The sequence below is a fragment of the Streptomyces sp. NPDC028331 genome (genome assembly GCF_055565775.1).
In genome coordinates, this window is sequence record NZ_JBVHTR010000004.1 from 375,092 (window position 1) to 401,563 (window position 26,472).

The following is a 26,472-nucleotide window of genomic DNA, read 5'->3' on the forward strand; positions in this document are numbered from 1 at the left end:
TCACCCCCGGCGGGACGGCGTCCGCGGCAGCCACGCCAGCATCAGCACCGCCCCCGCCAGCAGCACCCAGCCGCTCGTGCGGAACGCCTCCGCGTACCCCTGCGTCAGCGCGTCCGCCGAGCCGCGTCCTCCGGTGCGCGTCGCCGCGATCGTGGACATCACCGCCAGGCCGAGGGAACCGCCCATCGTGCGCGAGGTGTTGATGAGCCCCGACACCAGCCCGGCGTCCCCCGGCGCCGCCCCCGAGGTCGCGAGCGCGGCGAGCGGGGTCCCCGCCAGGCCCGCGCCCAGCATCATCAGGATGCCGGGGAACATGATCGAGGTCGGGTACGAGCCGTCCGCCGTCATCGTCGACTGCCAGCCGAACCCGGCCGCCGCGATCAGCGTCCCGAGCACCGCCAGGTTCCGCGCCCCCACGGTCCGCATCACCGGCGGCGCGACCTTCGAGCCGAGCACCACGGCCAGCGAGCTGGGCACCAGGGCGAGCCCGGCGTCCAGGGGCGAGTAGCCGAGCACGTTCTGCGCGTACAGCGTCATGAAGAACCACATGCAGAACATCGCGGAGCCCGTGACGAACATGGCCGCGTTCGCCGCGGACACCGACCGCACCCGCAGCAGCTTCAGCGGCATCAACGGGGCCTTCGCCCGCGCTTCCACCGCCAGGAACAGCCCGATGAGCGCGACTCCCGCGGCGAGCGGCACCAGCGTCGCCGCCGCCGTCCAGCCCTCCGCCTCCGTCTGCACGATCCCGTAGGCGAGCGTGCCGAGTCCCGCCGTCACCAGCAGGGCGCCCGGCAGGTCCAGACGCCGCCGGTTCCCCGCACGACTCTCCACCAGCCACCGCGCCGACCCGGCGAGGACCACCGCGCCGACCGGCACGTTGATCAGCAGCACCCAGCGCCACGACAGCCCGTCCACCAGCAGCCCCCCGACGAGTCCGCCCGCCGCACCGCCCCCGGCGCCCACCGCGGACCACGTCGCGATGGCCCGCGCGCGTGCGGCCCCCTCCGGGACCGCGGCGGTGAGCAGCGTCAGCGTCGAGGGCGCGAGCACCGCCGCCCCGAGCCCCTGCGCCGACCGTGCGGCCAGCAGCTCCCAGCCGTGCCGGGCCAGTCCGCCGGCGAGGGAGGCGGCCGCGAACAGGGCGAGCCCTATGAGGAACATCCGCTTGCGCCCGTACAGGTCCCCGGCCCGCCCGCCGAGCAGCATGAACCCGGCGAAGGCGATCGCGTACGCGTTCACCACCCACTGCAGCCCTTCCGCGCTCAGCCCGAGGTCGGCGCGCATCGACGGCAGCGCCACATTGACCACGGACACGTCGAGCACGACGAGGAACTGCCCGGCGCACGCGAGCGCGACCACCACCCAGGTGGGGGGCGCGGTACGGCGGATGGGCGCGGTGTGTTCGGCGGCTCGCAGCATGCGCGCCATGCTCCCAACCCGGCCGCGCCGTCCGCATCGGGATTTCGCCCCACCCCGCCTCGGCCCCGGGACGTACGACGTTCCCTGACAGCAGGTCAGAAACCCATGGCTCGGTCAAGGATTCGTTAGTACGCCGAAGCATCGGAATAGTTGCCTGTGCATACGTGGTTTACCCAGCACTTATCCGCTCGGCTCCCACTTCTCCCGAGCGACCCGTTCCGCACGAACCGAACAGGCCCGGAGGCCCCGATCCATGACGCACCCAACGACCGACCAGCCCGCACCAAGGCCGTCCGGCGCGATCGTGCCGGTGCTCGCCTTCGCGGGCATCGTGGTCGCGGTGATGCAGACGCTGCTCGTCCCGGTCATCAAGGATCTGCCCCAGCTGCTGCACACCGCGCCCAGCAACGCCACCTGGGTCCTGACCTCCACCCTCCTCTCCGGCGCCGTGGCCACCCCGATCATGGGCCGTCTCGGCGACCTGTACGGCAAGCGGCGCATGCTGCTCACCAGCCTGGCCGTGATGGTGGTCGGCGCCCTGGTCAGCGCCGTCACCAGCGCCCTGATGCCGATGATCGTCGGCCGTACGCTCCAGGGCTTCGCGATGGGCGCCATCCCGCTCGGCATCGGACTGATGCGTGACATGCTGCCCCGCGAGCGGCTCGGCTCCGCCATGGCACTGATGAGCTCCTCGATCGGCGTCGGCGGCGGCCTCGCCCTGCCCGCCGCCGCCCTGGTCGCCCAGCACACGAACTGGCACGCCCTGTTCTACGGCTCCGCCGGACTCGGCGCCCTCTCCATCGTCCTCACCCTCCTCGCCGTACCCGAGTCCCCGATGCGCGCGAAGGGCTCCTTCGACGTGCTGGGCGCGCTCGGCCTGTCCGCCGGTCTGGTGCTGCTCCTGCTGCCCATCACCAAGGGCAGCGACTGGGGCTGGTCGTCCGGCACCACGCTGGGCCTGTTCGCCGCGTCCGTCGTGGTCCTGCTGCTGTGGGGCGTGCTGGAACTGCGCCTCACCGCGCCGCTGGTGGACCTGCGCACCACCGCCCGCCGCGAGGTGCTGCTCACCAACCTCGCCTCGATCATGGTCGGCGTCAGCTTCTACGTCGTCTCGCTCGTCCTGCCGCAGCTCCTCCAGCTTCCCACCGCGACCGGCTACGGCCTGGGCCAGTCCATGGTCGTCGCGGGCCTGTGCGTGGCTCCGCTGGGCCTGACGATGATGTTCACGGCGCCGGTCTACGCCCGCCTGTCCGCCCGCTACGGCCCCAAGGTCACCCTGATCATCGGCCTGCTGGTCATAGCCATCGGCTACGGCGGCGGCCTCGGCCTGATGGACGCCGCCTGGCAGACCGTGATCACCTCGGTGGTCCTGGGCGCCGGCATCGGCCTCGCCTACTCCTCGCTGCCCGCCCTGATCGTCGGCGCGGTCCCGGCCTCGGAGACGGGCGCGGCCAACGGCCTGAACACCCTGATGCGGTCCATCGGCACATCGGTCTCCAGCGCCGTCATCGGCATGGTGCTCGCCAACACCGCGAACCATGTGCAGGGTCTCGCGATCCCGACCATGCACGGCTTCCGGGTGTCCTTCCTGATCGCCACGGCCGCGGTCGCCCTCGGCCTGCTGCTCGCCCTCTTCCTGCCCGGCCGCCGCCCCGCGGCCCACTCCCGGCTCCGCGCCAGCAGCGAGGAGGACGCGAACCTGGAGCGCGCCGAAGCAGTGCTGCGCGGTTTCCGCGGCCGGGTCCTGGACGCCGAGGGCACGCCGGTCGCCCGCGCCAAGGTCACGCTGATCGACCGCCGGGGCCGCCAGGCGGGCGCCACGCTGAGCGAGGAGGACGGCAGCTACACGCTGACCGTGCCGGCCCAGGGCCCGTACGTCCTGGCCGCCCGGGCCGCGGGGCACGCGCCGGTCGCCTCGTCGGCCACCCACTCGGGCGACGACCGCCCGGTCGACCTGGACCTGTCGCTCCCGGGCGAGCCGGTCGCGGCTGCGGAAGCCTGACACACCCGAATCGCCGAGCGGGCCGACGACTTCGCGAGCGGCCGGCTCGGCGAGCGCTGCTGCGCCGCGGCCCGCTGACCCGGCCCGCGGACATCCCCGCCCGGGAGCCGTCCCACCAGGCCATGGCGGCAACGCCACCGACACGTCGCTGAACGCGCCCACGGTGTGCCGACCGTGGGCCGCTGCCGCACCCCCCGTCGCCACGCCGGCGGGGGGTGCGGCAGCATAGGGCGCCCACACGTTCGTACGACCGAAAGGACGCCCCCATGCCCGCGGCGCCCCAACTCGACATCCTGGCCGCGTTCGAGGCCGCGAAGGGGTTCATGCCGCGGCACGAGGGGCTCGCGCTGTACGAGGCCGCCGTCGAGGCGGGGCGGCTCGGGCTGCCGCTGCTGGAGGTCGGCACGTACTGCGGCCGGTCCACGATCCTGCTCGCCGACGCGGCCCGCGCCGCCGGGGTCCCGGCCCTCACCGTGGACCACCACCGCGGCAGCGAGGAGCAGCAGCCGGGCTGGGACTACCACGACCCGGAGACGGTCGACCCCGAGGTCGGCCTGATGGACACGCTGCCCACCTTCCGGCGCACCCTGCACAGGGCGGGCCTGGAGGACCATGTGATCGCGCTCGTGGGCCGTTCGCCGCAGGTGGCCGAGGTGTGGAACGCCCCGCTCGGCCTCGTGTTCATCGACGGCGGCCACACCGACGAGCATGCGACCGCCGACTACGAGGGCTGGGCTCCGCATGTGGCCCGGGGCGGCCTCCTCGTCATCCACGACGTGTTCCCGGATCCGGAGGACGAGTTCACCGGCCAGGCCCCGTACCGCGTCTATCTCAGGGCCCTTCAGTCCGGAGAGTTCACGGAGACCTCGGCGACCGGCTCACTGCGCGTCCTGCGGCGCACGCGGTAGGCGGTGGCCAGCACGGAGACGGTGACCTGCTCGGGCAGGACGCCGTCATCGCCGGTGTCCGCACGGCTCACGTGGCGTGCGCTCGGCGTCATCCCCACCAGGTCCAGGGCCTCCGGCCTGGTCAGGGACGTGGGGTACTCGACCTGTTCGGTCACGGCGGCCTCGAAGAAGGGGTCCAGCGCCCGGTGCAGGCGCTGTTCCTTGGCCGGGTCGACCGTGATCATCGCAGGCACCCGGCCGCGCAGCTCGGCCAGGTGCCGCCCGGTGGGGCGTACCACGATCAACCGGCCGGTCGGGCGGAGCACCCGGTGGAACTCGGCCGGGTTGCGCGGGGCGAACACGTTCAGCACGACATCGGCCACCCCGTCGGCCAGTGGGAAGGGACGGAAGACGTCCCAGGCCGCGGCGGCGGCCCGTTCATGGGCTCGCGCCGCCGAGCGCAGTGCGCGCGCCGACGTGTCCAGCCCCAGGCCACGGGCGCCGGGCAACCGGTCGAGCACACCGGCGAGGTAGTAGCCCGTACCGCACCCGACGTCCACCACCGTTCCCCGACCTGGCAGGGGGTCGCCCACCAGGCCGGCCACGGCCCGGTGGACGGGCGCGTACCTGCCGGTGGCGAGGAACCGGTCCCGGGCCTGGACCATGGGCGCGTCGTCGCCACTGGTGGCACGGGTCCCCGTCAGCAGGCTGACGTAGCCGTGACGGGCGATGTCGAAGGTGTGACCCGCCGGGCAGCGCAGCGCACCGCGGTCGGGGTGCAGGCGGCGCGTACGGCACGTCGGGCAGCGCAGCAGGTCCAGGACGAATTCGAGGGAGGGGGGAGGCGACACGGGCACAAGGCACTCCTGGCAACGGCGAAGGGAAGGGACCGTGCCTGCACGCGCGCTCAGAGAGTCACCGCCCCTGGAACGGGCGGTTCCGGAAAGGGGGTTCACGCGGCGGGCACACCGAGGAGGGCGGCGCCGTCCGGCGTCGCCCTCAACACCTTCCGATCACAGGAAGCAGCAGTGCGGGGTGCTCATGAATGCCACCCCACGACTCTACGACGCCCTCCCGGCCGGAGACGCCCCGGCTCCGGTGGGCGCACCGGAGCACGGAGGACCCCGTCCGCGCGGGCCGACGGCCCGGTCGGGGCGGGCGGGGGCGGTCGAGTTCGACCCTCCCGTGGCGGACACGGACGGCCCAGGTGGCCTGCGGGGCACGCGGCAGCCCCCTAAGAGCCCCGAACACAATGGGCGCCCGGCTCGCGACGCCTGGCACGCACGCTCGCGGCGTTGCCGAAAGGTCCCAGTAGCTCCGCTACGAGGACCTCCCGGCGCCTTGCGATCGCACGCACCAGACGCCGCGAGCTGATCGGACGCCCATTGTGTTCGAGGCTCTAAGGTGGCAGGCATGTCGTACGCAGGACCGGACTTCGATGCCCCCGAGCCCCGCCGTCGTCGACGTGGGCCGCTGACCGTCGCGGTGGCCGCGCTGGTGCCTGCGGCGCTGCTCGGCTGGCTGGTCTACGAGGCCGTGGCCGACACCGGCGGCGGGCCGGGGGGCAGGGCGCCCACGACCAGGTCCGCGGGGACCGCGCCGTCCGCCGCCGCGCCGGGCTCCCCGGTCTCTCCGGCCGGCGGGGCGGACAGCGGCGGGCAGCCGGCCACGTCGTCCACCGCCCGGTCCGGTGCGGGGTCCCTCGCGGGCAAGGTCGTCGTCATCGACCCCGGGCACAACCCCGGCAACGTCGACCACACGGCCGAGATCAATCGCCAGGTCGACATCGGCACCAACTCCAAGGAGTGCGACACCACCGGCACGTCCACCAACTCCGGTTACACCGAGGCCCGGTTCACCCTGGACGTGGCGCGCCGGCTGCGCACGCTGCTGGAGCAGCAGGGTGCCACGGTGAAGTTCACGCAGGACGGGGACCGGTCGTGGGGCCCCTGCGTGGACGAGCGGGCGCGGATCGGCAACGAGGCGCACGCGGACGCGGCGATCTCCATCCACGCGGACGGCGCGCCCCAGGGCGACCGCGGCTTCCACGTCATCCTGCCGGCCTCGGTGCACAAGGGCGCCGCGGACACCCGTGCCATCGTCGGCCCCTCCCGCGACCTCGGCGAACGCGTGGAGGGCGGCTTCGCCCGCGTCACCGGCAGTGCGCCCGCCAACTACGTGGGCGCCGGCACCGGCCTCGTCGTACGGAGCGATCTCGGCGGTCTCAATCTGTCAACGGTTCCCAAGGTCTTCATCGAGTGCGGCAACATGCGCGACAGCACGGACGCGGCACTGCTGACCAGCGGCTCGTGGCGGCAGAAGGCGGCGCAGGGAATCTCTGAGGGAATCGTGAGTTTCCTGCGCGGGTAGCGATCATCGTCTCCGACCCGGCGGACACCCAGGCCGGGCTGACGATAGTGTCTCCCTACGATGAGGGGTCACCCCCGCGCTTCGCACCGCGGCCCGAGGTCGACATGGTGACAGCGACGCCTCCACCGACGACGAGACGACAGACGAAGGACCCGAAGTGAATATCCGCTCCCTCACGAGAGGCGACGGCGTGGTGATCGGAGCAGCGGTATTGCTGTTCATCGCGTCGTTCCTCGACATCTACTCGATCGACGGGGCTCCCAGCAGCGCGGACATCCCCAGCGCCTGGGCCAGCGGACCGCTGCTGCTGAGCGTCTTCCTGGCCGGCATCATCGGCGCGGCGCTGGTCGTCGTCGCCCACGGCCTGCCGCAGGTGCCCAAGGTCGCGGGTCTCGACCTCGGCCAGTTCGGCGTCGCCTTCACCGTCTTCGCCGCCTGGAGCGCGCTCGGCAACGTCTTCGACCCGATCGGCGGTGTCGACAACCTCGGTGGGGCCAGCAGCGTCAGCGCCGGCACCGGCCTGATCCTCGGCCTGGTCGCCACGATTGTCATGGCCGCTGCGGCCATCGCCACGCCGCTGGTCCCGGCCCTGCAGGCCGCCCTCGTCCCGGCCCCCAAGCCCGCCGCTCCCCAGCCCTACGGTGCGCAGCCGCAGGGCGGGTACGGCTACCCGGGCGCGCAGCAGTCGCCGTTCGGCGGTCAGCCGCAGCAGGGCCAGCCGTTCGGCGCGCAGCAGCCGCAGCAGACGGTTCCCGCCGCCGACTTCTCGCCGTTCTGGTTCGCGGTGCCGGTGCCGCGCCCGCTGTTCCCGGAGGACGGCTCGCCCACGCCGATCGCCGAACTGGCGCCCGGCACCTGGTACCTGGCCGTCGAGCAGCGCGGTCCGGCCCTGGTGGCGCAGACGCAGGACGGCCGCCGGGGCGTGCTGCAGGACACGAGCGGTATCCAGCGCGGCTGAGCCCCTGCCCCGTACGGCCCCTCGCCCTTCCGGGCGGGGGGCCGTTGCCGTACAGTCGCAGCCACTCCACAGATCTGACGGACCGTCAGCAGAGGGTCGGGGAGGCGGCGGCATGCGGCTCGGACTCGCGCTCGGCTACTGGGGCCGCGGCCCCGCGGCGGACCAGGTCACGCTGGCGCGGGAGGCGGAACGGCTCGGCTACCACTCGGTGTGGACCGCCGAGTCCTGGGGGTCGGACGCGTTCACGCCGCTCACCTGGATCGCCGCGCGGACGACACGCATCAAGCTGGGCACGGCGGTCGCGCAGATGGCGGCCCGCTCCCCCACCACGACCGCGATGCACGCGCTCACCCTGGACCATCTCTCGGGCGGGCGCATGATGCTGGGGCTCGGCCTGTCGGGGCCGCAGGTGGTGGAGGGCTGGTACGGGCGCCCGTTCCCGAGCTCACCGCTCACCGCGACCCGGGAGTACGTCGAGGTCGTGCGGCGAGTGCTGCGCCGTGAGGCGCCGGTGGAGCTGGAGGGCCGTTTCCACCCCCTGCCCTACCCGGGCCCGGACGGCACCGGCCTGGGCAAGCCCCTGAAGCCGATCACGCACCCGCTGCGCGCCGACCTGCCCGTCCTGCTGGGCGCGGAGGGTCCGAAGAACGTGGCGCAGACGGTGCGGATCGCGGACGGCTGGCTGCCGCTGTACTGGTCGCCGACCCGTCCGGAGGTGTACGGGGCGGAGCTGACCGACCTGCGCGAGGGGTTCGTCGTCGCCCCCATGGCCCGGGTGAAGGTCTGCGACGACGTCGCCGAAGGGCTGCTGCCGGTGAAGGCGATGCTCGGCTTCTACATCGGCGGGATGGGGCACGCGGCCCGCAATTTCCACGCCGATCTGATGGCCCGCATGGGCTACGAGGCGGAGGCGCGGCGGATCCAGCGGCTGTTCCTTCAGGGACGGCGGGAGGAGGCGGTGCTGGCGGTGCCGGACGCCTTCGCCGACGAGATCTCGCTCGTCGGGCCGCGCGAACGCATCGCGGAACGGCTGGAGTTGTGGCGCACCGGCCCGGTGACGGACCTGCTGGTGACGGCGCCGGACCCGCACACGCTGCGGGTGCTGGCCGAGCTGAACGAGAAGTAGGCGAAAAGGAGGCAGGGCACCGCCGCGGAGCGCTGCACGGCGGTGCCCCGTTGACCCCGTCAGCCGCGTGCGAGCTGCGCGGCGGACGGGAGCTGGTCGCGGACGGGGACGCCCGCTTTCCTGGCCGCGGCCTTCACCTGGTCGACGAGACCGGCGTAGGACGCCGCGGCCGGCTCGTCGCCCTTGCGGAGGCGGGAGGGCAGGTCCTTGAGCCCGTCGATGCCGGGCGCAAGCGGGGCGAGGACCCTGGCCAGCGCGGGGTCGCCCTGGGCGTCGCGGGCGGCGGCCGCGAGCCGGCTGTGCGCGAAGGTGCCGGCGAGGCCGGCCTTGGCCAGGGCGGTTCTGCGTCCCTCGGCGCCCTTCTTGAACGTACCGGCCTTCCACGGCTTCACGATCCACTCGCGGACCGCCCCGGCCGCGAGCCCCGCGTTCGCCGCGAACCGGGTCCTGGCGAGCTTCTGCCGCTGCGCCGGGGTGGTCGGGGTGGGCGTGGGGACGGCGATGTAGAGGGCCGCCTGCTGCGCGAGGCTCCCGTCACCGCAGGCGGCGGCACCGGTGAACAGCACGGAGCAGAGGACGAGCGCCACCGCGCATGGGGGCATCCCCTGCTCGAAGAGCTTGGCAGAGCGTATCGGTGCGAGCACGGGAGCCTCCGGGGCCGGGAAGCCGACTGATCCACCGACAGCTTCACCCACGTCGGGCGGCCTTGCCGCCCGGGCGTGCCGAACGAGTGACCCCGCCTGCCCGGGGCCCGCGCCGAACCTCCACGAGTTTGACCGGGATTCGCCGGGCAACCCGGAGGACATGTCCCCTCGATATCGCAACGGTGCGAATCAGGCCGGTACGGTCATCGCCGTGATCGCGGACATCATGGCCGTCATCCTGGGCCTGTGGATCCTGATGTACCTGCTGAACGCGAACCCCGCCAACGACCTGGTGCAGTTCGTCCACGACGCGGCGGCATGGCTGGCGGGCTGGTCCCACGACCTGTTCACGTTCCACGAGGCGTGGGCGCGGGTGGTCGCGGGCTACGGCCTGGCCGCCGTCGTCTACCTCTTCGTGGGCCACGCCATCGCCAACCGCATCCACCGCCACTGAACGCTGCCGCTGAGCGCAACGGCCCCCACCGGGCCCAAGGGCAGCCGTGCCGAGCGCCCGGGGCCCCCACACCCTGCCTACAGGCCGGGCACACGACCCGGCGCGAGAGCCGACACCCGGTCCGTAGGCGGAGCCACGGTGGCCACCCGCCCTCCCCACCCTCCCCGGCAGGGAGGGCGGGAAGGCGTCCCCACGCCAGAGCGGAGCTATCCGCAGCAGTCGGTGTCCAGGCCCGTGGGCAGGGCGTCGCCGCCGAAGACCGTGCAGGTCGGTTCGTCGCCGCCCAGGGCGGCCACGGCGAGCAGCAGCGAGCCGGCCGTCCAGGTGGTGAGTTCCTCGGGCCAGATCGCCCCGTCCTCGAAGACGTAGCCCGTCCAGTACAGGCCCGTCTCCGGATCCCGCAGGTGCTGGATCGACTGGAGGACCTCCAGGGCGCGGTCGGACTCGCCCATCGCCCACAGGGCCAGGGCGAGTTCGGCCGACTCGCCGCCGGTCACCCACGGGTTGGGGACCACGCAGCGCACGCCGAGGCCGGGCACGACGAAACGGTCCCAGTCCGCCTCGATGCGCTCCTTGGCCTCCGCGCCCGTCAGCGCGCCGCCGAGCACCGGGTAGTACCAGTCCATCGAGTAACGGTCCTTGTCCAGGAACCGCTCCGGGTGCCGGCGTATCGCGTGCCGCAGCGCGCCCACCGCCAACTCCCAGTCGGGCTGCGGCTCCTCGCGCTGTTCGGCGATCGCGAGCGCGCAGCGCAGCGCGTGGTGGATGGACGAGCACCCGGTCAGCAGCGCGTCCGCCACGTCCGTGCCGTCGTCCTCCCGCTTCCAGCCGATCTGCCCGCCCGGCTGCTGCAACCGCAGCACGAACTCGACCGCCGCGTGCACCGTCGGCCACATGCGGTCCAGGAACGTGTCGTCGCCGGTCGCCAGGTAGTGGTGCCAGACCCCGACGGCCGGGTACGCGACGAAGTTGGTCTCCCGGCCGCGGTCGGTGACCTGATCCGGGTCGCCGTCGGCGTAGGCCGCGTACCAGGACCCGTCCTCGTTCTGGTGGCGTGCCAGCCAGTCGTAGGCCCGCTCGGCCGCCGTGTGCTCCCCGGCCGCGTCCAGCGCCATCGCCGCCTCGACGTGGTCCCAGGGGTCCAGGTGGTGCCCGCGGAACCAGGGTATGGCGCCGTCCTCCCGCTGCACGGCGAGGATCCCGGCGACGGTCGCGGCGGCCTGCTCGGCGGTGAGGACCCCGGGCAGGACGAGGTGTTCTGTCCGGGGGGTGGTCACTTGGCGGCCGCCTCGGAGGTCTCGTCGGTCTCGGCGCCCTCCGCCAGAGGCGGCAGGTGCGGCTTGGTCGCGTACGCCACGAAGCTCTTGCCGATCAGCGGGTTCAGCGCCTGTTCGGCGACCCGGGTGGCGAGCGGCTTCTTCATGATGTCCCAGACGAGCAGCTTGTGGTACGCGCGCACCGGCAGCGCCTTGTCGTTGTCGACGCCGAACGCGCACTTCAGCCACCAGTACGGCGAGTGCAGCGCGTGCGCGTGGTGGGTGCCGTACGGCTTCAGGCCCGCCTCCCGTATCTTCGCGAGCAGTTCGTCGGCCCGGTAGATGCGGATGTGGCCGCCCTCGACCTCGTGGTAGGCGTCGGACAGCGCCCAGCAGACCTTCTCGGGGCCGTAGCGCGGCACGGTGATCGCGATCCGGCCGCCCGGCTTGAGCACCCGGACCATCTCGGCGAGGACGCCCTTGTCGTCCGGGATGTGCTCCATCACCTCGGAGATGATCACGACGTCGAAGGACTCGTCCGGGAAGGGCAGGGCCAGCGCGTCGCCCTCCATCGCCGTGGCGGTGGCGCCGGCCGGGGCCTCGCCCGCCTCCTTCATCGCCGCGAACCACTTGGCGACCTCGCGGATCTCCTCGCCGTTGCGGTCCAGGGCCACGACCCGCGCGCCGCGCCGGTAACACTCGAACGCGTGCCGTCCGGCACCGCAGCCGAGGTCCAGCACACGGTCGCCGGGAGCGAGCGGGAACCGGGAGAAGTCGACGGTCAGCACGTGGCCCTGCTTTCGCGGTTGGGTACGACGATGTCTTCGGCGGGGGCGGCGGCCGCGGAGGCGGTGGCGGTGACCGGGGACGGGGCGACGGGTGCCGCGGGAGCGCCCCCGCGGGCGCGATCGCGGGCCCGGTTGAGGGCGATGGCCTCGCGGTACCGCGCCACCGTCCCCTCCGCCGCCTTAGCCCAGGTGAAGTGCCGCAGCACCCGTGCACGGCCCGCCGCACCGAGCCGGGCCCGCAGCCCGGGGTCGGCCAGCAGCCGGCTCAGCCCGGCGGCCAGCGCGCCCGCGTCGCCGGGCGGGACCGCCAGGCACGTCTCCCCGTCGCGGCCCGCGACCTCCGGTATGGCACCGCCCGTGGTGGCCACCAGCGGCGTCCCGGTCGCCATCGCCTCGGCCGCCGGCAGCGAGAACCCCTCGTACAGCGACGGCACGCACGCCACCTCGGCCGACCGCACCAGGTCGACCAGCTCCGCGTCGGAGATGCCCTTCACGAACTCGACGGCGCCCTCGAGCCCGTACCGCTCGATGGCCTGTGCGACGGGCCCGTCCTCGGCGCGCTTGCCGACCACGACGAGATGCGCCCCGGGGTGCTCGGTCCGCACCTTGGCGAGCGCCTCGATGAGGAAGACGAGGCCCTTGAGCGGCACGTCCGCGCTGGAGGTGGTGACGATCCGGCCCGGCACCTGCGGCACCGACGCATCCGGCGAGAACAGGTCGGTGTCGGCGCCGATGTGCACGACATGGACGCGGTCCCGGTCGACGCCCAGGTGGTCCACGATCTCCTGGCGGGAGGTGCCGGAGACGGTGAGCACCGACGGCAGCCGGCGCGCGACCCGTTTCTGCATGCGCGTGAACGCGTACCAGCGCCGTACGGACAGCCGCCGCTGCCAGCCCTCGGCCGCGTCCAGTTCGAGCTGCCGGTCCACGGTGATGGGGTGGTGGACGGTGGTCACCAGCGGCGCGCCCACGTCGCCCAACAGGCCGTAGCCGAGCGTCTGGTTGTCGTGCACGACGTCGAAGTCGCCGCGCCGGGCGCGCAGATGGCGGCGGGCGCGCAGGGAGAACGTCAGCGGCTCGGGGAAGCCGCCGGTCCACATCGTGGCGACCTCGAGGGCGTCGATCCAGTCCCGGTACTCGTCGCGCTTCGGGGTGCGGAAGGGGTCGGGCTGGCGGTACAGGTCGAGGCTGGGCAGCTCGGTGAGCGACAGCCCCTGAAGGCCCTCGCCCTCGTCGAGCACGGGGTAGGGCTGCGCGCCGATGACCTCGACCCGGTGACCGAGCCGGACCAGCTCACGCGAGAGGTGCCGTACGTACACGCCCTGACCGCCGCAGAACGGGTTCCCTTTGTACGTCAGGAGCGCGATGCGCAGCGGACGGTCGCCATCGGCGGCAGAACCCTCCTCGGCGCCCGCCTCCCTGGCCTCAGCGGTCACTCTAGGCCCCTTCTTCCCTGCAGTTTCCCGCGAGACTACGCCGGGACGGTAATCTAGAACAAGTTACAGACTTGATCGTTCAAGAGCCTCTGAATCTACCGGCAGGTAGGGCCACTGTGAGCGGTGGATCAGGTGATTCGCGCCACGGCCGGCACCCCTGCCATCCTGTCTGATCACCTGCCCTCACCGACTGTCACGGACGGGACCCATGCCTGCGGAAGCCAAGGTGCCAGCCAGTACCGCGCGACCGGCGGCGCAGCCCGCCTCACCTCCGCTCACCGAGCGGCAGGAGGCACGCCGCCGACGGATCCTGCACACGAGCGCGCAGTTGGCGAGCCGGGGCGGGTTCGACGCGGTGCAGATGCGGGAGGTGGCGGAGTCCGCCCAGGTGGCGCTCGGCACGCTGTACCGCTACTTCCCGTCCAAGGTGCACCTGCTGGTCGCCACCATGCAGGACCAGCTCGAGCGCATGCACGGCACGCTGCGGAAGAAGCCGCCGGCCGGCCGGACCGCGGCCGAGCGGGTCGCGGAGACCCTGATGCGCGCCTTCCGGGCGCTGCAGCGCGAGCCGCACCTGGCGGACGCCATGGTGCGCGCCCTGACCTTCGCGGACCGCAGCGTCTCCCCCGAGGTGGACCAGGTCTCCCGGCAGACGACGGCGATCATCCTGGACGCGATGGGCCTGGACGGCGATCCGACCCCGGACCAGCTCTCGGTGGTGCGGGTCATCGAGCACACCTGGCACTCGGCACTGATCACCTGGCTGTCGGGCCGCGCCTCCATCGCCCAGGTCAAGATCGACATCGAGACGGTGTGCCGGCTGATCGACGACGAGGGCCGGGCACGGAACGGCAGGCCGTAGGGCGGCTGTGGGGAGGCCGCGGGCGGCCCCGGGCACGAAAAAGACCTACGAGACGGGTTCCGGTCGACCTTCCGGTCTCTCGACCTTCCGGTCTTTCGACCGTCGATGTCGGCCACAGCGGAAGCCGAAACTTCACGCCCTAGTCGGCATCTCCGGTTGATTTCCTTCACTCGCCTCGTAGGCAACTTCCAGACTAGGACTTCTCCACCCAAATGGAAGCCCCCAGGCCATGATTTTTAGACTTTTTTCGGGCATATCGCCCTACCGCAGCCTCGCCTACTCCTCCGGCGGGAACACCGGCTCCCCACTCCCCGCCACCGTGATCGCGATGGCCTCCACCGGGCAGTTCTCCGCCGCCTGAAGGATCTGCTCCCCCGCGTCGGCGTCCACCGCGACGGGGTGGGACTGGCGGGCGGAGTCGAGGCGGAAGGCGTCGGCCGCCCGGTGCACGCACTGCGCCGAGCCGATGCAGACCGAGCGGTCGACCTCGATGTGCCAGCGGTCGCCCATGGGCTACGCCTCCTCGTACCCGGCCGGCAGATGGATCATCTTGTGCTCGAGGTACTCGCCGTACCCCTCGGGGCCGAACTCCCGCCCCAGCCCGGAGTTCTTGTAGCCGCCGAAGGGACCGAGCATGTCGAGGCTGAAGGTGTTCACCGAGTACGTCCCGGTACGCACCTGCCGGGCGACCTCGATGCCGTGCTCCACGTCCGCCGTCCACACGCTGCCGCTCAGCCCGTAGTCGGAGTCGTTCGCGATCTTCAGGGCCTCGTTCTCGTCGCCGTACGGCAGCAGGCAGACGACCGGCCCGAAGATCTCCTCGCGGGCGATCCGCATGGAGTTGTCGACGTCGCCGAACAGGGTCGGCTCCACGTACCAGCCACGCTCCAGACCGGAGGGCCGCCCGCCGCCGGTGAGGACCTTGGCGCCCTCCTCCTGGCCGATGCGGATGTAGTCGAGGTTGCGCTGCTGCTGTCGCCGCGCCACCAGCGGGCCGACCTGCGTGGCGGGGTCCAGCGGATCGCCGACCACGAGGGCGCTCGCCGCGGCGGCGAAGGCGTCGGCGAACTCCTCGTAGCGGGAGCGCGGTACGAGGATGCGGGTCTGGGCCACGCACGCCTGGCCGTTGTTCATCCACGCGGCCGGCACGACCCCCGCCACGGTCGTCTCCACGTCCGCGTCCGGCAGCACCACGGCAGCCGACTTGCCGCCCAGCTCCAGGGTCACGCGCGTCAGGTTCCGCGCGGCGACCTCCATGACCCGCCGGCCGGCCGCGACCGAGCCGGTGAACGACACCTTGTCGATCCCTGGATGCCCCACCAGGTACTCACTGACCTCGCGGTCGGCGGGCAGGATCGACAGCACGCCCTCGGGGAGCCCGGCCTCGCGGGCGATCTCGCCGAGGAGATACGCGTCGAGCGGCGACTCGGGCGACGGCTTGAGCACCACCGTGCAGCCGGTGAGCAGCGCGGGCGCGAGCTTGGCGGCGGCGACGAACTGCGGCACGTTCCACGGCACCACGGCCGCCACGACCCCGACCGGCTCGCGCCGCACCAGGATCTTCCCGAGAACGCCGTCCCGCCGCTCCTCGTACGTGAAGTTCCGGGCGACCGTGATCGCCGCGTCCCACACCATCATCGCGCCGAGCGCCTGCGCGAGGACGCTCCAGGAGTACGGGGAGCCGTTCTCGGAGGAGATCACCCGGGCGATCTCCTCGTGCCGCACCGCGATCGCGTCCTTGATCCTCGTCACGACGGCGATCCGCTCGTCGAGCGCCATGCGGGGCCAGGGGCCCTCGTCGAAGGCGCGGCGCGCCACGGCGACGGCCCGGTCGACGTCCCCCCGGGATGCGTGCGGCACCCGCCCGATGACCTCCTCCGTGTGCGGGGAGACCACCTCGATGACGTCCTCACCCAGGGGGTCGGTCAACTCCCCGCCGATGAACAGCTGTCCGTGTTCCACGAGCTCGGTCATGGCGAGTGCCTCCTGCGGGAGCCGGGCGGGGCCGTTTCCTGACGGCATTTCAGAACTGATACCAGTTCTACTTCGACTAGGCCAGACCTGCGCCCCCCGGCCGCCCGGGCACCTGTCGATCGTCACGAGCGGCCGTGCCCGCCGACGGCGGACCGGCAGCCCCGTCGTCGTCACGGGCTGCACCGGCTGACCCGTCAGGAACCGATCCGGCGGGCACCCCGCCTTCACAGCGCGCCTGGACGCAGGACCCGCGTGTGCCGGCACGCGGGTCCTGTCCCTTGTGAGGCGGTACAGGCGGGCCGGGCGTGCGGCCGGACGGGGCCCGTTAGGCTGGGTGCTCCGACGGGCGGTCGCCCGCCACCCGGCGGGGGGTACGGCACTCGTGCGGCTGCCCGACCACTACACGAGGACGGCAACCGAGTGTCTTTCTTCACCATCGGCCACCGCGGTGTCATGGCCGCCGAGCCGGAGAACACCCTGCGCTCCTTCCTGCGGGCCGAACGCGAGGGGCTGGACGGCATCGAACTGGACCTGCACCTGAGCAAGGACGGCGAGCTGGTCGTCATGCACGACGACACCCTGGACCGCACGACGAACGGCTCCGGTCCGATCGCCGACCAGAAGCTGCGCAAGCTCAAGAAGCTGGACGCCGGACTCGGCGAGCGCATCCCCACGTTCGCGGAGGTGCTGGACGCCGTCGGGCCGACGCTGCCGATCCAGGCGGAGATCAAGGACGTGGCCGCCGCCCGCTCGCTGGCCAAGGTGCTCACCGACCGCGACCTGCTGGACCGGGTCTCGGTGCTGTCGTTCCACGACGTGGCGCTGATCGAGATACACAACCTGCTGCCGCAGGCCCGCACCGTGCTGGTCGCAGGCCCGAGCGCGCACCGCGACACCTTCGTCGGCCGCGCCCAGAAGGTCGGTTCCACCCTGGTCAGCGTGGAACTGCGCCAGCTCAACCGCGCCATCGTGGAGAAGTGCGGCGCCGCCGGCATCGACGTGATGGCCTGGACCGTCAACGACGAGCGCGACCTGGCGCTGGCCCGGGCGCTCGGCCTGGTGGGCTGCGTGACCGACCAGCCCGGCATGAAGCGGCTGGTCGAGGCCACGGCCTGACCTCGGGGCCGAAACGGAGCCTCCACAGGCCGTTCTGGTGTGAAACCGGTTCTAGTTATAGTGGGCCATGGCCGTGGGCGGGCGGAGGCGGGATGACGACGAGCCGGGGCGGGGAGCCGATGACGCAGGCGCACGACCACGGCGGGGGCGTACGGTCCTTCAAGGTCCCCATCCCGGACAACCCCCTCGGCCACACGCTCGTCCACGTCCTCGACACCGACCGGGGCCCGGTGCTGATCGACACCGGCTGGGACGACCCGGACTCCTGGGACGCGCTCGCGGCGGGGCTCGCGGCGTGCGGCACCTCGCCCGCGGAGGTCTTCGGCGTCGTCATCACCCACCACCACCCCGACCACCACGGCCTGTCCGGCAAGGTCCGCGAGGCGTCCGGCGCCTGGGTCGCGATGCACGCGGCGGACGCCGCGGTCGTACGGCGGACCCGTGAGACCCGTCCGGAGCGCTGGTACGCGTACATGGCCGACAAGCTGGCCGCGGCCGGCGCCCCCGAGGAACACCTGGCTCCGCTGCGCGCCGCGCACGGCCGCCGGGACCTGCCGGGCTTCGCCCCGGCGCTGCCCGACCGGGAGATCGTCCCCGGGGAACTCCTGGACCTGCCCGGCCGCCGCCTGCGCGCGGTCTGGACGCCGGGGCACACGCCCGGCCATGTCTGCCTCCACCTGGAGGAGGAGCATCCGGCCGGGCTCCCGGGCCACGGCCGCCTGTTCTCGGGCGACCACCTGCTCCCCGAGATCACCCCGCACATCGGCCTGTACGAGGACCCGGACGACGGCGGGGGCCGCCCCGGCTCGGGCGGAGTGGAGAGCATGGGGGAGGTGACGGACCCCCTCGGCGACTACCTCGCCTCACTCGAACGCGTCGGCCGCCTGGGCCCCGCCGAGGTGCTGCCGGCCCACCAGCACCCGTTCACCGACGCGCCGGGCCGCGTACGGGAGTTGCTGGCGCACCACGCGGAGCGATTGACGGGGCTGCTGACCCTGCTGTCCACGCCGCTCACCCCCTGGCAGCTCGCCGAGCGGATGGAGTGGAACCGCCCCTGGGAGCAGATCCCGTACGGCTCACGGCACATCGCGGTCGCGGAGGCCGAGGCCCATCTGCGCCGGCTGGTGAAGCTGGGGCGGGCGGAGGCGGTGGCGGGGAGCGACCCGGTGGCGTACGCGGCCGTGTGAAAAACGCCGGCACCGCCTGTGCCGCGGTTGGTACCAAGGCTCATGGACCTCCTGGAGCACCTTCTCGCGGAACGCGCCTGTGAGCGCATCGTCCTGGACTTCGTCCGCCGCCTCGACCTCGGCGAACCGGCATCCGTGGCCGAGCTGTTCACCGAGGACGGCGTCTGGCAGTGGCCCGCGCCGGGGGACGGGCGGCGGTTCCAGGGGCGGGACACGCTGCGCGAGTACTTCGGCTCCCGCCCCGCCGACCGGCTCTCGCGCCGGATCATGTCCAACGTCCTCGTCACGGTGACGTCGGCGGACACGGCCGAGGCCACCTCGTACTTCACCACGTACCGCGTCGACGGCTACCGCGGCGACATGGTTCCGCCCGGCCCACCGGTCCAGGTCGGCCACTACGAGGACACGTTCCGCAGGGTCGACGGCACCTGGCTGCTCGCCTCCCGCACCCTCCACCTGCCGTTCGGCGGCCCGACGACGCGGCTGCCGTCGGCTGGGAAATCCTGAGATCCGGCAGGAGATTCGGGCTCGGCGCCTGCGATGCCGGTCACATCACGACCGCCGTTCGTGCGACACGGGTCACAGTGTCCGATTTCTGTGCGTATAACCGCTATGGGCCATGCGTGACCCAAACCGTGACGAGCCCCACGTGACCACCGTCACCTACGACGTCCGGCCGTAGATCCACGACCATGTCATGCCTACGCTAATTGCCCGCGCGACCTGGGGTTTGAGAGCCAGATCACACGCCCGGCGTTTCCGGCGGATGCGACCACAACTAGTAAAAGGGGTCATTGCGGACATCTCGTCGGCCTGCTTCTCTGGATGACGTCGCCAGGCGCCGACGAACCCACCCGGGTCGCGGCGCCGACGCATGCCCCCCACCGCGCCCCGCGTGGTTCCGGCATGTCGCGGCTCCCGAGTCCCCGACGAAAAGGTTTCCTGTGACCGTCTCCTTCATCCGCCGCATCGCCTCCCCGAAGAAGGCCATCGCCGCCACCGCCGTGGCCGCCGCCGCCACCGGCGCGCTGCTCACCTCGGCGCCCGCCCAGGCCGCCACCCCCACGTCGGCGTCGGCCTCGCCCTCTTCCGTTCAGGCGATCGCGCACCAGATGATCCCGGACCCGGCGCAGTACGAAGCGTTCAACAAGATCGTCTCGCATGAGAGCGGCTGGAACATCCACGCCACCAACGCCTCCTCCGGCGCCTACGGCCTGGTCCAGGCGCTGCCCGCCTCGAAGATGGCGTCCGCCGGCTCCGACTGGAAGACCAACCCGGCGACCCAGATCAAGTGGGGCCTGAACTACATGAATTCCCGCTACGGCAGCCCCGCGGCGGCGTGGAACTTCTGGTCCACCCACCACTGGTACTGATCGAGCCGGTCCCACGAGACCACGCAGGCGGCGGCCCCGGATCCGGGGCCGCCGCCTGCGGCGTGTCCGCTCAGCGGCGCACCGAGTCGAAGAACCGCACCACCTGCGGCGCCGACACGGCCACCGACCCGAAGTGGTCCACCGCCCCCTGGTTCACCAGCCGCACCCGCGCGCCGTGCGCGCCCAGTGCGGCGGCACAACTGCGCGCGTTCCCGATCGGCACATCGGTGTCGGCCGCCCCCGCGTACAGCCGCACCGGTACGTCCGGCTTCCAGTCGCAGGTGCCGTCGGCCGCACGCATCGCGGCCCGCAGGGCACCGCTCGGATGCCGCATCCGCTCGGCGAAGGCGGGCGTGAGCAGTTCGCCCACGCTCGGCGGCAGCGCCCCGACGACGTCCTCGTCCGGGTGGGTGCCGTCGAACAGGGCCCCGACCCGCTGCGCGTACGGGGCGCGGAACGCCTCGGTCGGCCGGTCGTAGAGGTGGTGCAGCCGGTTCTGCGCGACCAGCCAGTACGCGGTGTACAGCACTCCGCTGGTGCCGTTGACCCGGCCGTCGAACAGCGCCGGGACCTCCTGACCCGCCAGGTCGTACGGGCCGCTGACGGGCGCCAGCGCCTTGAGCCGGAACGTCTGGTCGGCGCCCTGCCGCAGCGCGCGCCCGAGCGCCATCGCCACCTGCCCGCCCTGGGAGAAGCCCGTCACGTAGACGTCTCCGGTGAGCGGGCGGCCGAGGCGGGCGGCCGCCGTGCGGGCCGCGCGCAGCATGTCGACGGACGCCGTGACGGAGGAGCGGGTGTCCATGTAGGGGTGCCGGCCGGGGCCCTCGCCGAGGCCCAGGTAGTCGGGCGCGGCGACGGCTCGGCCGGCGCTCGCGTTCAGGTAGGAGGGGATGCGGCCGAAGTCGTCGCCCACGGAGGGGGCGTCACCGCGGTAGACCATCGTGCCGTGGGTGTCGGAGACCAGGTCGAGCCGGTGCGCGCCACCGGCGGGCAGTGTGAGCAGGCCGGTCGCGGTGGTCTGCCTCCCGCGCGGGTCGACGGTCCGGTACGTCAGCCGGTATCCCCTCACGCCGTACCGCACCGTGTCGGTGGCGATGTGCCGCCCGGCCAGGAAGGTCCGTACGCCGGAGGCGTCCCGGGACACGACCGGGGTAACCGAGACGAGGGTGCCGCGACGGGGTGCCGTCGTCTCCGGCGTGTGCGTCGCCGCGAGTGCGGGGGCCGCGGCGAGGCCCGCGAGCAGGAGGGCCGCCGCGGCGGCGAGCCCTCGCCTGACCGTCCAACTGGTGTGGTTTTCTTGGTCTTTGTGCGTCTCCTCACTCATGAACCCGACGCTACGGACGTCCTGCCCGCCCGGACATCCGGGAATCCCCCGCGTCCGGGGTGGGGCTGACCGCACCGTGCCCGTCCCGCTGCCCGGAGGCCCGTATGAGCGCTGACACGCCGGTGGAGGAACCCGCGACGCGCGGACTGCGCCTGGTCCCCGCGCTCCTGGCGATGACCGTGATCAGCGGGATCGTCGACGCGGTGAGCTACCTGGGCCTCGGACACGTCTTCACGGCGAACATGACCGGCAACGTGGTGGTGCTCGGCTTCGCCGCCGCCGGGGCGCCCGGCTTCTCCACGTCGCACGCGGTGATCTCGCTCGGGTCGTTCCTGGTGGGGGCGGTGGCGGGCGGACGCGCGGGCCGGCGGTACGGCGGCGGGTCGCGGCGCGCCTGGGCGCGGCTCACGCTCGGGGCCGAGGCGGTGCTGCTGGGCGCGTCGTCGGCGGTCGCCTTCGTCGCGCCGGGCACCGCCACGACCAGGTACACGCTGATCGCGGTGACGGCCTTCGCGATGGGGGTGCGCAACGCGACGGTACGGAAGCTGGCGGTGCCCGACCTGACGACGACCACCGTCCTCACCTCGACCCTCACCGGGCTCGCCTCCGACTCGCGGCTCGCCGGCGGCACGGGCAGGCGCTCCCGGCGCCGCGCGGCCTCCGCGACCTGCCTGCTGGCGGGCGCCGTGCTCGGCGGCTGGCTGGTGATCCACCACGGCCTGGGCTGGCCCCTGCTGCTCACGGCCGTGACGACGGCCGTGCTGGCGGTGGTGGCGTCGGGCCGCGAGTGACGACGTTGCGCGACCCGGGGGCACGGGGGAGGCAGGGGCGGGGCGCAGGGGGATGCCCCTGCCTCCCTCGGGGCGGGCCGGCGGCGCCGGGAGGCCGGCGGCCCGGGTCCGTCAGCCCACGGTGACCCGGAGTTCCTTCACTCCGTTGATCCAGGCCGACCGCAGGCGGCGCGGGTCGCCGGCCGGTTTGATGTCCGGCATGGCGTCGGCGATCGCCTGGAAGATGAGGTCGATCTCCAGGACGGCCAGGGACTTGCCGAGGCAGTAGTGCGGGCCTCCGCCGCCGAAGCCGAGGTGCGGGTTGGGGTCGCGGGTGATGTCGAAGACGTCCGGCCGGTCGAAGACCTCGGGGTCGTGGTTGGCGGAGGAGTAGAACAGCCCCACCCGGTCGCCCTTGCGGATCTGTTTGCCGCCGAGTTCGGTGTCCTGGGTGGCGGTGCGCTGGAACGCGTTGACCGGGGTCGCCCAGCGGACGATCTCCTCGGCGGCGGTCTTCGGCCGTTCCCGTTTGTAAAGGTCCCACTGACCGGGGTGGGTGAGGAAGGCGTGCATGCCGTGGGTGATCGCGTTGCGGGTCGTCTCGTTGCCGGCGACGGCCAGCATCAGCACGAAGAACCCGAACTCGTCGGAGCTGAGGTTTCCCTCGTCCTCGGCGGCCACCAGCGTCGTCACGATGTCCTTCGCCGGGCACTGCTTGCGCTCCGCGGCCATGTTCATGGCGTACGCGATGATCTCGGTGGCCGACCGGGCGCCGACCTCCTCGGTGATGGCGTACTCGGGGTCGTCGTACGCGATCATCTTGTTGGACCAGTCGAAGATCCTGGCCCGGTCGTCCTGGGGGATGCCGATCAGCTCCGCGATGGCCTGCAGGGGCAGTTCACAGGCGACCTGGGTGACGAAGTCGAAGGGTCCCTCGTGGGCGAGGGCGGCCTGCACGATGGCCCGCGCACGGGACCGCAGCCGCTCCTCCAGGGCCCGGATGGCGCGCGGGGTGAAGCCGCGCTGGACGATCTGGCGGACGCGGGTGTGCTCGGGCGGGTCCATGTTCAGCATGATCAGCCGCTGGGCGTCGATCGATTCGCGCTCGATGTGCTCGTTGAACCGGATGATCGCGGTGTTGAGGGACGAGGAGAAGATCTCCGGGTGCGTGGAGACGTACTTGACGTCGGCGTGCCGGGTGACCGCCCAGTAGCCCTCGTCCTGGAAGCCCGCGAGCCCGGCCGGCTGGGCTATCCAGCGCACCGGTTCGGCCCGGCGCAGTTCGGCGAACTCCGGCAGGGGCACGCGGTGGTGCAGCAGATCGGGATCGGTGAAGTCGAACCCGTCGGGCAGCGCGGGACAGGGCATGGGTGACCCCCACCATTCTTCGCGTTCTGACGGTGTATCAGTTTTCGGTGAAGGTAGTAACGGGTTCTACAAGCCGCAAGGGGTGCGGCGCCCCGATCGCGTGCGAGACTCGTACAGATCACGACTCCGGAGGCTGCACGACCCTTGCGGCCTCGGACGCCCTGTCAGCACACTGCACACAGAACTAGAACGCGTACTAGTTCTGCGTGGCGGGTGGGCCGGGACGCCCGCGCCGCGCGGGTGACCGAGGAGAGGACGAGCCCCCCATGGCCGCGGAACCCGTGATCGTCGAAGCCGTGCGCACCCCCATCGGCAAGCGCGGCGGCGCGCTCGCCCATCTGCACCCCGCCTACCTGCTGGGCGAGACCTACCGCGAACTCCTCGGCCGCACCGGCATCCCCGCCGACTGCGTCGAACAGATCGTCGGCGGCACGGTGACCCACGCCGGTGAGCAGTCGATGAACCCCGCGCGCACCGCGTGGCTGACCATGGGCCTGCCCTACGAGACGGCGGCGACGACGGTCGACTGCCAGTGCGGCTCCTCCCAGCAGGCGTCGCACATGGTGGCCAACATGGTCGCGGCGGGCGTGATCGACGTGGGGATCTCCTGCGGCGTCGAGTCCATGTCACGGGTGCCGCTGGGCTCGGGCTCCAAGCACGGGCCGGGCAAACCCTTCCCGGACGAGTGGAACGTGGACCTCCCGAACCAGTTCGAGGCGGCCGAACGGATCGCCCGCCACCGTGGCCTCACCCGCGAGAACGTGGACGCGCTGGGCCTGGCCTCCCAGCAGAGGGCGGCGATCGCCTGGTCGGAAGAGCGGTTCAAGCGGGAGACGTTCGCCGTGCAGGTGCCGACGACGGAGGAGGAGCAACGGGCCGGCCTGGGCATGTGGCGGCTCGTGGACCGGGACGAGGGGCTGCGCGACACGTCGCTGGAGGCGCTGTCCCGGCTGAAGCCGATCATGCCGACGGCGGTGCACACGGCGGGCAACTCCTCGCAGATCTCGGACGGTGCGGCCGCGATCATGTGGGCGTCGAAGCGGATGGCGCGGGCGCTGAAGCTGCGCCCGCGGGCCCGGATCGTGGCCCAGGCCCTGGTGGGCTCGGACCCGCACTTCCACCTGGACGGCCCGATCGACGCGACCAGGGCGGTGCTGGGGAAGGCCGGGATGTCCCTGAAGGACATCGACCTGGTGGAGATCAACGAGGCGTTCGCATCGGTGGTCCTGAGCTGGGCTCAGGTCTTCGACCAGGACCTGGAGAAGGTGAACGTCAACGGCGGCGCGATCGCGCTGGGCCACCCGGTGGGCGCCACCGGGGCGCGGCTCATCACGACGGCACTGCACGAACTGGAGCGGGCGGACAAGGAGTTCGCGCTGGTGACGATGTGCGCCGGGGGTGGGCTGGCGACCGGGACGATCATTCAGCGGTTGTAGCGGCCCAGGAGACGAACGCCGAGAAGGCGGCCGGTGCGAGGGTGAGCACGGGCCCGGCGGGGGTCTTGGAGTCGCGTACGGCTACGGTGGCGCAGGGGATTTCGGCGATTTCTACGCAGTCGCCGCCCTGGTCACTGCTATGGGACGACTTGCGCCAGGCGAGGGGGCCGAGGGGGGCGCACTCGACGCATTCGCCACCTTGGTCACTGCTGTAGCTGGACTTACGCCACTCGATCCCTGCCGGCATCGCCTTGCTCTCCATAGCGTTCCTCCATCACGCGGATCAGCTCCGCCGAGTCCCTGAGGGAGAGAGCGGCGGCACGAAGATGATCGTAACGGAGCGAGCAGTCCTTGACGGTGGTCGGGTTGGCGGTCGGATGCCCGCTGCCGTAGCTCTCCGTGTAGACGATGTCCGGATCGTTGGTGAACTGGTAGAGGTTGAATGAGCCTGTCAGTCCCGCGTGCGCTCCGGCCGAGAACGGCAGCACCTGGATGTTGATCCGGGGGTCGTCCTCGAAGGACAACAGGTGAGCCAGTTGGCCACGCATAGCCGCGGGGCCGCCGATCTCCTGGTACAGAGCGGCCTCGCTGAGGATCAGCCAGAAGACCGGCGGCTCGTCTTTCTGAAAGATGCGCTGACGGGCCAGACGTACAGCGGTCCGGTCATCGAGGTCGGTCCGGTCGAGTGCGCCCAGCGTGGCGCGCGCATACGCCTCGGTCTGGAGAAGGCCGTGGACCATGCCCATCTGGAAGGTGCAGATCTCAGCGGCCCGCACTTCCAGTGCCGCCACCTGCTGGAACCACGCGGGAAGTTGGCTGCGCAGCACCAGCTCGACCAGCCGGGACAGCAGCCCGTCCGTCCGCAGGGCGGCATCCACCCGCTCACTGAACTCCGGTGTCGGAACCCTCCGCGCCGTCTCGATCTGCCCCACCAGCGACCCGGTGTAGTTGACGATGTCCCCGAGCTGCTTCTGCGTCAGCCCGGCAGCCTCCCGGTGCCTGCGCAGCTCGAAGCCGTAGTAGTCGAGCGGTGAGGCGCCCGGATCGAGGACGTTGATGTGGGTCACGCACGGCCCCCTTTCACGCAACGCGGCCCACAGCGGGACCCGTTGTATCCGATCCGTAGCCGAGGGTAGTCGGGCGAGGTCAGGCTCGTCGTGTGAACGACTACATTCCCGTTGCCCTCCTGGGCCCCCTCCCCACCCGGTACCGCATGCACCTCACCGTCGGCGAGCACTCGGCGCGGCACATCCGCCGCATCGTCCGCTCGTTCGTCCAGGAGTGGGAGATGGAGGAGCTGGCCGACGCCGCCGAGCTGGCCGTGACCGAGCTGATCGCCAACGTCGTACGCCACGTTCCCGACCGGCGCTGCACACTGCTGGTACTCCGGCAGGCGGCCGGTGTCCGGGTGGAGGTGACGGACGGCTGCGAGCAACGCCCCGCGGTGCTTGCTGAGTTGCGTATGGAGGCCGAGAACGGTCGCGGGCTCCTCCTGCTCGACGCGGTGGTCGACAAGTGGGGCGTGGAAACACACGGCACGGGCGGCAAGACCGTGTGGTTCGAGTGCGAGGCCGGTACAGCCGTTTCTGAGTAGACGGCCGTCCGCGCGGGCGGGAAGCCGCGAGCGGTCGAGCTGTCCTTTCCGTCGGCTCACGCGCCCCTTCGTGGAGCAGTGGGACGAGCGCAGTCCACCAAAAGCAAGAGCCCCGGACGGCTCGA

At 72.2% G+C, this 26,472-nt stretch carries 26 protein-coding genes; 14 read left to right on the plus strand and 12 right to left on the minus strand.

Annotation, left to right across the window (positions count from 1 at the left end; genetic code table 11):
- Positions 1-1,422, minus strand: coding sequence for an MFS transporter (locus ACZ4SW_RS07710; protein ID WP_468239247.1), 1,422 nt, complete (start codon positions 1,420-1,422; stop codon positions 1-3).
- 253 nt (positions 1,423-1,675) lie between these two features.
- Here ACZ4SW_RS07710 and ACZ4SW_RS07715 point away from each other — a divergent pair, with 253 nt between their 5' ends.
- A complete protein-coding gene (locus tag ACZ4SW_RS07715) occupies positions 1,676-3,424 on the plus strand; it encodes an MFS transporter (protein WP_468239250.1) in 1,749 nt (582 codons plus the stop codon).
- A gap of 266 nt (positions 3,425-3,690) precedes the next feature.
- Positions 3,691-4,332, plus strand: coding sequence for a class I SAM-dependent methyltransferase (locus tag ACZ4SW_RS07720; RefSeq protein WP_468239252.1), 642 nt, complete (start codon positions 3,691-3,693; stop codon positions 4,330-4,332).
- Here ACZ4SW_RS07720 and ACZ4SW_RS07725 read toward each other — a convergent pair.
- On the minus strand, positions 4,266-5,168 hold the full coding sequence (locus ACZ4SW_RS07725; protein ID WP_468239255.1) for a putative RNA methyltransferase: 903 nt from the start codon (positions 5,166-5,168) through the stop codon (positions 4,266-4,268). The genes ACZ4SW_RS07720 and ACZ4SW_RS07725 overlap by 67 nt on opposite strands.
- Positions 5,169-5,724: 556 nt before the next feature.
- Between ACZ4SW_RS07725 and ACZ4SW_RS07730 the strand changes: the two genes are divergently transcribed.
- The 3 genes from ACZ4SW_RS07730 (at position 5,725) to ACZ4SW_RS07740 (ending at position 8,765) form a co-directional block, all read left to right on the plus strand.
- Complete coding sequence (locus ACZ4SW_RS07730; protein ID WP_468239258.1) at positions 5,725-6,681, plus strand: N-acetylmuramoyl-L-alanine amidase; 957 nt, start codon at positions 5,725-5,727, stop codon at positions 6,679-6,681.
- A gap of 157 nt (positions 6,682-6,838) precedes the next feature.
- Positions 6,839-7,639, plus strand: a complete 801-nt coding sequence (locus ACZ4SW_RS07735; protein WP_468239261.1) for a hypothetical protein — start codon at positions 6,839-6,841, stop codon at positions 7,637-7,639.
- A 112-nt stretch (positions 7,640-7,751) separates the two neighbouring features.
- Positions 7,752-8,765, plus strand: coding sequence for an LLM class F420-dependent oxidoreductase (locus ACZ4SW_RS07740; RefSeq protein WP_468239264.1), 1,014 nt, complete (start codon positions 7,752-7,754; stop codon positions 8,763-8,765).
- Positions 8,766-8,824: 59 nt separating this feature from the next.
- Here the strand turns inward: ACZ4SW_RS07740 and ACZ4SW_RS07745 are convergent, their stop codons facing one another.
- Positions 8,825-9,409 (minus strand): hypothetical protein, encoded by a 585-nt coding sequence (locus ACZ4SW_RS07745; protein ID WP_468239267.1) that lies wholly within the window; start codon positions 9,407-9,409, stop codon positions 8,825-8,827.
- A gap of 160 nt (positions 9,410-9,569) precedes the next feature.
- On the opposite strand from ACZ4SW_RS07745, the gene ACZ4SW_RS07750 reads away from it, so the two are divergent.
- Complete coding sequence (locus ACZ4SW_RS07750; protein ID WP_388562299.1) at positions 9,570-9,863, plus strand: hypothetical protein; 294 nt, start codon at positions 9,570-9,572, stop codon at positions 9,861-9,863.
- 206 nt (positions 9,864-10,069) lie between these two features.
- Here ACZ4SW_RS07750 and ACZ4SW_RS07755 read toward each other — a convergent pair whose 3' ends face one another.
- The 3 genes from ACZ4SW_RS07755 to ACZ4SW_RS07765 are packed head-to-tail and all read right to left on the minus strand — an operon-like array spanning position 10,070 to position 13,343.
- The gene (locus ACZ4SW_RS07755) at positions 10,070-11,140 is read right to left on the minus strand and encodes a prenyltransferase/squalene oxidase repeat-containing protein (protein WP_468239269.1); all 1,071 of its coding nucleotides are present in this window, start codon (positions 11,138-11,140) and stop codon (positions 10,070-10,072) included.
- A complete protein-coding gene (locus ACZ4SW_RS07760) occupies positions 11,137-11,907 on the minus strand; it encodes a class I SAM-dependent methyltransferase (protein WP_468239272.1) in 771 nt (256 codons plus the stop codon). The genes ACZ4SW_RS07755 and ACZ4SW_RS07760 overlap by 4 nt, the downstream gene beginning before the upstream one ends.
- On the minus strand, positions 11,901-13,343 hold the full coding sequence (locus ACZ4SW_RS07765; RefSeq protein ID WP_468239276.1) for a glycosyltransferase family 4 protein: 1,443 nt from the start codon (positions 13,341-13,343) through the stop codon (positions 11,901-11,903). The genes ACZ4SW_RS07760 and ACZ4SW_RS07765 overlap by 7 nt, the downstream gene beginning before the upstream one ends.
- A gap of 208 nt (positions 13,344-13,551) precedes the next feature.
- On the opposite strand from ACZ4SW_RS07765, the gene ACZ4SW_RS07770 reads away from it, so the two are divergent.
- A complete protein-coding gene (locus ACZ4SW_RS07770) occupies positions 13,552-14,205 on the plus strand; it encodes a TetR family transcriptional regulator (protein WP_468239279.1) in 654 nt (217 codons plus the stop codon).
- 276 nt (positions 14,206-14,481) lie between these two features.
- On the opposite strand, the gene ACZ4SW_RS07775 is transcribed toward ACZ4SW_RS07770, so the two are convergent.
- The gene (locus tag ACZ4SW_RS07775) at positions 14,482-14,715 is read right to left on the minus strand and encodes a ferredoxin (RefSeq protein WP_468239282.1); all 234 of its coding nucleotides are present in this window, start codon (positions 14,713-14,715) and stop codon (positions 14,482-14,484) included.
- Between the two features lie 3 nt (positions 14,716-14,718).
- Positions 14,719-16,179, minus strand: a complete 1,461-nt coding sequence (locus ACZ4SW_RS07780) for an aldehyde dehydrogenase (RefSeq protein WP_468239285.1) — start codon at positions 16,177-16,179, stop codon at positions 14,719-14,721.
- Between the two features lie 420 nt (positions 16,180-16,599).
- Here ACZ4SW_RS07780 and ACZ4SW_RS07785 point away from each other — a divergent pair, with 420 nt between their 5' ends.
- The 4 genes from ACZ4SW_RS07785 (at position 16,600) to ACZ4SW_RS07800 (ending at position 19,855) form a co-directional block, all read left to right on the plus strand.
- Entirely contained in the window at positions 16,600-17,295 is a 696-nt protein-coding gene (locus ACZ4SW_RS07785) for a glycerophosphodiester phosphodiesterase (protein ID WP_468239288.1), read from the plus strand.
- A gap of 119 nt (positions 17,296-17,414) precedes the next feature.
- Positions 17,415-18,482 (plus strand): MBL fold metallo-hydrolase, encoded by a 1,068-nt coding sequence (locus ACZ4SW_RS07790; RefSeq protein WP_468239444.1) that lies wholly within the window; start codon positions 17,415-17,417, stop codon positions 18,480-18,482.
- A gap of 42 nt (positions 18,483-18,524) precedes the next feature.
- The gene (locus tag ACZ4SW_RS07795) at positions 18,525-18,989 is read left to right on the plus strand and encodes a nuclear transport factor 2 family protein (protein WP_468239290.1); all 465 of its coding nucleotides are present in this window, start codon (positions 18,525-18,527) and stop codon (positions 18,987-18,989) included.
- Between the two features lie 437 nt (positions 18,990-19,426).
- Positions 19,427-19,855 carry an aggregation-promoting factor C-terminal-like domain-containing protein gene (locus ACZ4SW_RS07800; protein ID WP_468239293.1) on the plus strand — a complete coding sequence of 143 codons (429 nt, stop codon included), beginning with the start codon at positions 19,427-19,429 and terminating at the stop codon, positions 19,853-19,855.
- A 70-nt stretch (positions 19,856-19,925) separates the two neighbouring features.
- On the opposite strand, the gene ACZ4SW_RS07805 is transcribed toward ACZ4SW_RS07800, so the two are convergent.
- The gene (locus ACZ4SW_RS07805; RefSeq protein WP_468239295.1) at positions 19,926-21,179 is read right to left on the minus strand and encodes an alpha/beta hydrolase; all 1,254 of its coding nucleotides are present in this window, start codon (positions 21,177-21,179) and stop codon (positions 19,926-19,928) included.
- 104 nt (positions 21,180-21,283) lie between these two features.
- Between ACZ4SW_RS07805 and ACZ4SW_RS07810 the strand changes: the two genes are divergently transcribed.
- Positions 21,284-21,970, plus strand: coding sequence for a YoaK family protein (locus ACZ4SW_RS07810; protein ID WP_468239298.1), 687 nt, complete (start codon positions 21,284-21,286; stop codon positions 21,968-21,970).
- 111 nt (positions 21,971-22,081) lie between these two features.
- Here ACZ4SW_RS07810 and ACZ4SW_RS07815 read toward each other — a convergent pair whose 3' ends face one another.
- On the minus strand, positions 22,082-23,317 hold the full coding sequence (locus ACZ4SW_RS07815; RefSeq protein WP_468239300.1) for a cytochrome P450: 1,236 nt from the start codon (positions 23,315-23,317) through the stop codon (positions 22,082-22,084).
- Between the two features lie 266 nt (positions 23,318-23,583).
- Between ACZ4SW_RS07815 and ACZ4SW_RS07820 the strand changes: the two genes are divergently transcribed.
- Complete coding sequence (locus tag ACZ4SW_RS07820) at positions 23,584-24,753, plus strand: steroid 3-ketoacyl-CoA thiolase (RefSeq protein WP_468239303.1); 1,170 nt, start codon at positions 23,584-23,586, stop codon at positions 24,751-24,753.
- Here the strand turns inward: ACZ4SW_RS07820 and ACZ4SW_RS07825 are convergent.
- Both ACZ4SW_RS07825 and ACZ4SW_RS07830 read right to left on the minus strand, forming a co-directional pair.
- Positions 24,737-25,015 carry a DUF397 domain-containing protein gene (locus ACZ4SW_RS07825; protein WP_468239306.1) on the minus strand — a complete coding sequence of 93 codons (279 nt, stop codon included), beginning with the start codon at positions 25,013-25,015 and terminating at the stop codon, positions 24,737-24,739. The genes ACZ4SW_RS07820 and ACZ4SW_RS07825 overlap by 17 nt on opposite strands.
- On the minus strand, positions 24,975-25,820 hold the full coding sequence (locus ACZ4SW_RS07830; protein ID WP_468239309.1) for a helix-turn-helix domain-containing protein: 846 nt from the start codon (positions 25,818-25,820) through the stop codon (positions 24,975-24,977). Before ACZ4SW_RS07830 ends, ACZ4SW_RS07825 begins: the two co-directional genes overlap by 41 nt.
- A gap of 92 nt (positions 25,821-25,912) precedes the next feature.
- On the opposite strand from ACZ4SW_RS07830, the gene ACZ4SW_RS07835 reads away from it, so the two are divergent.
- Positions 25,913-26,347 (plus strand): ATP-binding protein, encoded by a 435-nt coding sequence (locus tag ACZ4SW_RS07835; RefSeq protein ID WP_468239312.1) that lies wholly within the window; start codon positions 25,913-25,915, stop codon positions 26,345-26,347.
- Positions 26,348-26,472: the final 125 nt, after the last annotated feature.

Coding starts and splice junctions, on each gene's coding strand:
- ACZ4SW_RS07710 (WP_468239247.1), bottom strand. CDS start 1,422: ATGCTGCGAGCCGCCGAACACACCGCGCCCATCCGCCGTACCGCGCCC.
- ACZ4SW_RS07715 (WP_468239250.1), top strand. CDS start 1,676: ATGACGCACCCAACGACCGACCAGCCCGCACCAAGGCCGTCCGGCGCG.
- ACZ4SW_RS07720 (WP_468239252.1), top strand. CDS start 3,691: ATGCCCGCGGCGCCCCAACTCGACATCCTGGCCGCGTTCGAGGCCGCG.
- ACZ4SW_RS07730 (WP_468239258.1), top strand. CDS start 5,725: ATGTCGTACGCAGGACCGGACTTCGATGCCCCCGAGCCCCGCCGTCGT.
- ACZ4SW_RS07740 (WP_468239264.1), top strand. CDS start 7,752: ATGCGGCTCGGACTCGCGCTCGGCTACTGGGGCCGCGGCCCCGCGGCG.
- ACZ4SW_RS07750 (WP_388562299.1), top strand. CDS start 9,570: ATGTCCCCTCGATATCGCAACGGTGCGAATCAGGCCGGTACGGTCATC.
- ACZ4SW_RS07770 (WP_468239279.1), top strand. CDS start 13,552: ATGCCTGCGGAAGCCAAGGTGCCAGCCAGTACCGCGCGACCGGCGGCG.
- ACZ4SW_RS07775 (WP_468239282.1), bottom strand. CDS start 14,715: ATGGGCGACCGCTGGCACATCGAGGTCGACCGCTCGGTCTGCATCGGC.
- ACZ4SW_RS07780 (WP_468239285.1), bottom strand. CDS start 16,179: ATGACCGAGCTCGTGGAACACGGACAGCTGTTCATCGGCGGGGAGTTG.
- ACZ4SW_RS07790 (WP_468239444.1), top strand. CDS start 17,415: ATGACGCAGGCGCACGACCACGGCGGGGGCGTACGGTCCTTCAAGGTC.
- ACZ4SW_RS07795 (WP_468239290.1), top strand. CDS start 18,525: ATGGACCTCCTGGAGCACCTTCTCGCGGAACGCGCCTGTGAGCGCATC.
- ACZ4SW_RS07805 (WP_468239295.1), bottom strand. CDS start 21,179: ATGAGTGAGGAGACGCACAAAGACCAAGAAAACCACACCAGTTGGACG.
- ACZ4SW_RS07810 (WP_468239298.1), top strand. CDS start 21,284: ATGAGCGCTGACACGCCGGTGGAGGAACCCGCGACGCGCGGACTGCGC.
- ACZ4SW_RS07815 (WP_468239300.1), bottom strand. CDS start 23,317: ATGCCCTGTCCCGCGCTGCCCGACGGGTTCGACTTCACCGATCCCGAT.
- ACZ4SW_RS07820 (WP_468239303.1), top strand. CDS start 23,584: ATGGCCGCGGAACCCGTGATCGTCGAAGCCGTGCGCACCCCCATCGGC.
- ACZ4SW_RS07825 (WP_468239306.1), bottom strand. CDS start 25,015: ATGGAGAGCAAGGCGATGCCGGCAGGGATCGAGTGGCGTAAGTCCAGC.